Origin of the sequence: Corynebacterium sp. HMSC065H09 (assembly GCF_001812845.1) — a bacterium.
Classification (GTDB): domain Bacteria; phylum Actinomycetota; class Actinomycetes; order Mycobacteriales; family Mycobacteriaceae; genus Corynebacterium; species Corynebacterium jeikeium_D.
Genome location: NZ_KV810574.1, coordinates 1 through 5,366 on the forward strand (window position 1 = coordinate 1; position 5,366 = coordinate 5,366).

Below are 5,366 nucleotides of genomic sequence, written 5' to 3' on the forward strand. Positions count from 1 at the left end.
GCATGCGGACACACTTTTCTTTACTTAACCCTCTAGCACGGCACGTCCACCGCAGCGATGCGGTGGGGTTGGATCGTGAGGCTCTCCCCGGTGGATTCGAGCACCGCGGAGATGGTGGAGGGGGTCATCATCACGATGGAGATCCAGTCATGGCTGGTGGCACCCGCATAGTCCACGTAGTGCAGGCGCACCTGTGTGCCCGCGGTATAGGCGCGGCGCAGCTCGGACATGATCTCCCGCGGCGAGCGGAAGGTCCGGGTGTCCGAGGCCTTCGTGCCGTCCGCCGGGTCCACGGCGATGGCCTGGTCGTGGGCGCGGCGAAAACCCTCCACGGCGCCGTCGATCTCCGAGGCGATCTCGGTGGAGTCCCCAGTGATGTCCATGATGTTGCGCTGGGGAGTATCCACGCGAGACGGGACACGAGCCGAGTGGGGTTCGGTGGCGGAGCCCTGCTGGAATGCCCTGGTGGCGTCGTCAATCAAATACCGCAGGGACTGGGGAACGGACGAGAGACCGCCGGGGGACATGCGATCCAGGAAGGCCTCGATGTCCTTCCATGGGGCGTCATAGCGCTTCGGCCCGATCAGGCTGAATACGTCGCCTTCGCGGCCGTCCTCGCGCACCAGGGTGGCGGTGAGCCCCAGACGGCGGCGAGACTGCAGGTCGGAGGTCATGCGGAACACCGGGGCAGGCAGCAGGTGAACCTCGTCGTAAATGATTAAGCCCCAGTCGCGGGAGTCGAACAGCTCCAGCGCCCGGTATTCGCCCTTCGACTTGCGCGTGACCACTTGGTAGGTGGCGATGGTCACGGGGCGGATCTCCTTCTTCTCTCCGGAGTATTCGCCGATTTCATCCTCCGTCAGGGAGGTGCGGCGCACTAGCTCGTCCTTCCACTGCCTGCCCGCGACGGTGTTCGTCACCAGGATCAGGGTGGTGGCCTTTGCCTTGGCCATCGAGGCCGCGCCGACCATCGTCTTGCCCGCACCACATGGCAGCACTACCACGCCCGAGCCGCCTTCCCAGAAGCTATCGGCCGCCATCTCCTGGTAGTCGCGCAGCTGCCATTCTTCGTGTTCCTGCGACAGCTCGATGGGGTGTGCCTCGCCGTCGACGTATCCCGCCAGGTCCTCTGCGGGCCAGCCGACCTTCAGCAGTTCCTGCTTGAGCCTGCCGCGCTCGGAAGGGTGCACAACGATCGAGTCCTCGTCGATCTCTGCGCCCAACATGGGCTTGATCTTTTTGTGACGCCGGATCTCCGTCAGCACAGCCCTGTCCGTCGTCTCTAGCACGAGCCCGTGCGCTGGGTGCTTGATGAGCTTCAGCCGCCCGTAGCGATCCATCGTGTCGGCAATGTCGATGAGCAGCGGCTGCGGGGCGGGGAACCGCGAGTAGGTTTCCAGCACGTCCATGATCTGCTCCGCGTCGTGCCCTGCCGCGCGGGCGTTCCACAGCGCCAGCGGGGTGATGCGGTAGGTGTGCACGTGCTCCGGCGCGCGCTCCAGCTCCGCGAACGGTGCCAGCGCGGTGCGCGCCTCCTGCGCCTGTTCGTGGTCGATTTCCAGCAGCACGGTCTTATCCGACTGCACAATGAGCGGTCCGTTTCCAATGCCCACGCTGTGTGTCACTTCCTTTTTGTTTATCGACGCCACCGCGACGGTGTTGCTCAAGCCAAAGACATCATTTTACGCTGCAGTGGTGCGAACTCGTGCTCCACTATGCTGAGACCCATGATTGCTCAGACGGGAAATCTGCGCCAATGGCAGTATTTCGTGGCTTTAGCGGAGACCGGTAGTTTTACAGCGGCGGCAGCGCGACTGGGAGTGAGTCAGCCGCCTGTCTCCAATGCCATTAAGCGCTTAGAAGCTGGTGTAGGTACACCGCTATTTATCCGAGGGGCGGGGGAAGTGAAACTAACCGAGGCAGGGTTGACCTTGCTTCCATATGCCCGGGTGATTAATCGCGATCTTCAGACTATGCATTCGATGATTGACGGTATCCGAAGTGGTGCGCAAAGCGGGTTTCGTTTGGCCATCAGTAGTGCGCTTCCAAGCGAGATAGGATCGCGTATTGCAGCAAAGGCACAGCAGCATGATGGAGTAGTTTTGTCGTCACTGCCTTCTGTTGAGATTCTTGCCCGTGTTGAAGAAGGCGCTATTCATGCGGGGCTTGTTCAAGCTCCGGTTCCCTTGGGTACTCACCGCAGTGCGAGGCAGTTTTCTCTGTCACGTGATCTAGTGGTGCCGCCGGGGTATTCAAGGTTGGATAAGACCTTGTCTCAATTGAATCTGCTGGTGGAGAACCTGAATGACAATTCAAGTGCAGCCAGTGGTTTGGCGAGAGAGCTATTTCGGTCGGGTGTGTCTTGCGAAATTAATGATTCAGAGGATGCTCTAGGTAGGGGCTTATTGATTGGAAGAGGGGAGGGGATGTCTTTGGTATTTCGCGGTTTTCACCAGTTTGACAATGCTATTGAGCTTCCTTCCCGTTTCGATTTTTCCGTGGATGTAGTGGTTCGCCGAGGTGGGATGGACAATGGCGCCGAGGCCATGGCGGTCGCCGAAAGAATTTGTCGAAGGATTAACCAATGACTGCACGGATGGAGATGGCCCTGGAAAACGTGTTGACGCGGTCGGGGTGTGAGGGATGGTGGTGTGCATCGCGACTGCACGATGGGGTGACTATCGGACGCAAACAAGACGAGAAAATTACGGTGGCATCCTTATATAAAATCCGGCTCCTCCACCTCACTTTGGAAGCGATTCAACGAGGTGATCTGGATCCTCGTCTTCGTGTTGACGTTGCACCGTCCAAAGGAACTTACGAAGGGTATGGGTTCGCTGCCTTTGATGACGCAGTGAACGTGAGTCTCCGAGACTTAATGAAACAAGTCGCATCGGTGTCAGATAACGTGGCCGCCCACGAGATTTTGCGTCTACTGCCTGCGTGGGCTCGAGAAGCATTTCTTAAACGGTTTCCACCTCATTATGACTTGCAAGATCGGAATAGCTTAGTGACGGCGGAGAAACAATTGCGTCAATATGTTCAATCCCAAGGGGGGAGTAGTACAGATATAGCGTTTTCTGCAGTCTCTTCGTTGGCGGAAATAACTAATGACTTGGAACAGGTTTGGAAAGACGATAGTGCAGCGGTACGTCGATCTATGTGTGAACTCTTGGGGTTGCAGGTGTGGCGTCACCGTGTTCCTTCAGGCTTTCCTCCAAGCGGCGTTGATATCTATGGAAAAACGGGCACTGTAGGACTTCTCCATGGTGAAGCTTCGATTATCCAGGTTGAGGGCGAGGAGCCCATTGTGGTGTCCATCATGCTGAAACAGGTGGTGCCAGAACAAGCAATGAGTACTCACGATGGTGCTATTGGCGAAGTGGCTAGACTGCTCGTGGACGCTCTTCGTTAGAATTTCTGCCACTTGAATACACACTTCTACCATCGCCTATATGTGAATGAAATGAGACAATTGCATTATGTGATATTGGTGGCATCCAATGCGTCTCACTTAACGTCACTCCCATGATGACTAAGCACAATCGTTTCCGTCAGTCGGTGATTGCACTCTGTTCGCTCTCCGCAGTGATGTTGAGCAGCTGTTCAGCTCTACCGTGGGAATCAGACTCAGACGTATTTCTCAAAGCTTTCAACGCGGGAGATGACAGCAAGGCTGCACGGTATCTGGATCATCCAGACCCGGAGCGCGCCCTTCATGAATTTCGGCAGTCACTTCATGGTGTGAAGGTCAACATCGAAAAATCTGATATTTCCAATGGAAAGCAGAATACTCATGTGACTTGGTCCAAAGATGGTGTGGAGTTGGAGAGCAATGGTCGGCTCGTCCTTAGTGGACAGGATGGTAAGCCTCAATGGTTGCCTTCGATCTTCGAAGCTCAGTTGAGCGATGATTCCGCACTCTTTTTTGCTGAAGATAAACAGTACGATCTTCCAATTAAAGATCGCTTGGGCAATGAATATATGACCTGGACGAAAGTTATTCAGGTACGAGGTCGCAAAGATATAGCCTCTAGAGCGCAGGAATTGGCCCAGATTTTTGCACCAGTGTCTCCCACAACGACTAAGGAGTGGATCGAGCAGACCTTGGGAGAGTCTCAGGATGAAGACACCGTGCTCCTCACTTTGAGGCAGGAAGAATTCCGGAAGATACAAGAGCAACTTAGGACCTTTGAGGGAATTTCCACTGTGGAGCAGGGGCGTCTCTTAAGCGTGTCCAAAACTCTTAACTCTCCGCTGGATGCTGAATTGAACAAATATTGGGAGTCAGTGCTCGATGCTAATTCAGGATGGTCGATACGCGCTGAGAGTTCACAAGGTATGACGACGGTAGCCTCTGAGCCGCCTCGCCGAGTTCAGCCAATCGCAACCACTCTGGATAACACACTGCAAAGCGCAGCAAAACAAGCAGTGGACAGTGAGCAACGTGCCGCAGTTCTAGTCGTGCTCAATCCTAGAACAGGAGGTGTCCTTGCCGTTGCACAAAATGACAAGGCAAATAACCAAGGGCCAATCGCACTCACCGGGCTATTCCCACCGGGATCGACGTTCAAAACTGTGACCACAGCGGCGGCACTAGAGGCAGGGGCAGTCAGCATGGATGAGGAACTACCTTGTCCTAGCAATATCACCGTCGCTGGACGCACGATTCCCAACGATCATGACTTCGATCTAGGTAGCGTTCGACTGGAAGAAGCTTTCGCCCAATCATGTAACACAACCCAAGCGGTCATTTCGGATCGTTTGGGAGAAGATGATCTGCAACGGACTGCTTTAGAACTCGGAATTGGCTCCGACTTCGACGTACCAGGGATGACCACACTTACTGGTTCGGTGCCGCGGACACCGGCTGGACCTCCTCGTGTGGAGGCTTCTATTGGACAGGGCGAGGTTCTAGCTAGTCCATTTGGGATTGCGCTCATGCAATCGACTGTCGCTAACGGCGGCTTGCTTGTTCCTCCACAGCTCATTCAAGGCGAACAGACAGTAGTGAATAAACAGGCAGACCAGCATGTCAGCGATACAACTATTCAAAGCCTCCGGACGATGATGAAATCAACAATTGACCACGGTTCAGCTAGGTCGTTGAGTGATCTTAGTGCACTTGGCGGAAAGACTGGTACAGCAGAAATTGATGGCAAGCTTTCCAATGGCTGGTTCGCTGGAACGACAGGGGAATTGGCGATTGCGTCCCTTGTAATCGAAGGAGATTCTTCTCAGCCAGCTGTGGAAATGGCCGGGCGTTTCCTTCGCTCGCCGGATGTTCAGAAATTCTCTGGAATTCAATAAACTTGCGTCATAACCTCTAGCACGGGTTAAGTAAAGAAAAGTGTGTCTTTTCCGGG

Annotated in this window: 4 protein-coding genes; 3 read left to right on the forward strand and 1 reads right to left on the reverse strand. The window is 55.1% G+C overall.

The annotated features are described in order from the left end of the window. Window positions 1-32 precede the first annotated feature (32 nt). The gene (locus HMPREF2878_RS01260) at window positions 33-1,613 is read right to left on the reverse strand and encodes a helicase-associated domain-containing protein (protein WP_016421371.1); all 1,581 of its coding nucleotides are present in this window, start codon (window positions 1,611-1,613) and stop codon (window positions 33-35) included. Between the two features lie 114 nt (window positions 1,614-1,727). Here HMPREF2878_RS01260 and HMPREF2878_RS01265 point away from each other — a divergent pair, with 114 nt between their 5' ends. From HMPREF2878_RS01265 to pbp2m, 3 genes are all read left to right on the forward strand, one after another. Further along, window positions 1,728-2,588 (forward strand): LysR family transcriptional regulator, encoded by an 861-nt coding sequence (locus HMPREF2878_RS01265; RefSeq protein ID WP_012360809.1) that lies wholly within the window; start codon window positions 1,728-1,730, stop codon window positions 2,586-2,588. After that, window positions 2,585-3,415, forward strand: a complete 831-nt coding sequence (locus HMPREF2878_RS01270; protein WP_012360808.1) for a serine hydrolase — start codon at window positions 2,585-2,587, stop codon at window positions 3,413-3,415. Before HMPREF2878_RS01265 ends, HMPREF2878_RS01270 begins: the two co-directional genes overlap by 4 nt. 113 nt (window positions 3,416-3,528) lie before the next feature. Continuing rightward, on the forward strand, window positions 3,529-5,310 hold the full coding sequence (pbp2m, locus tag HMPREF2878_RS01275) for a penicillin-binding protein PBP2M (protein WP_049172619.1): 1,782 nt from the start codon (window positions 3,529-3,531) through the stop codon (window positions 5,308-5,310). Window positions 5,311-5,366: the final 56 nt, after the last annotated feature.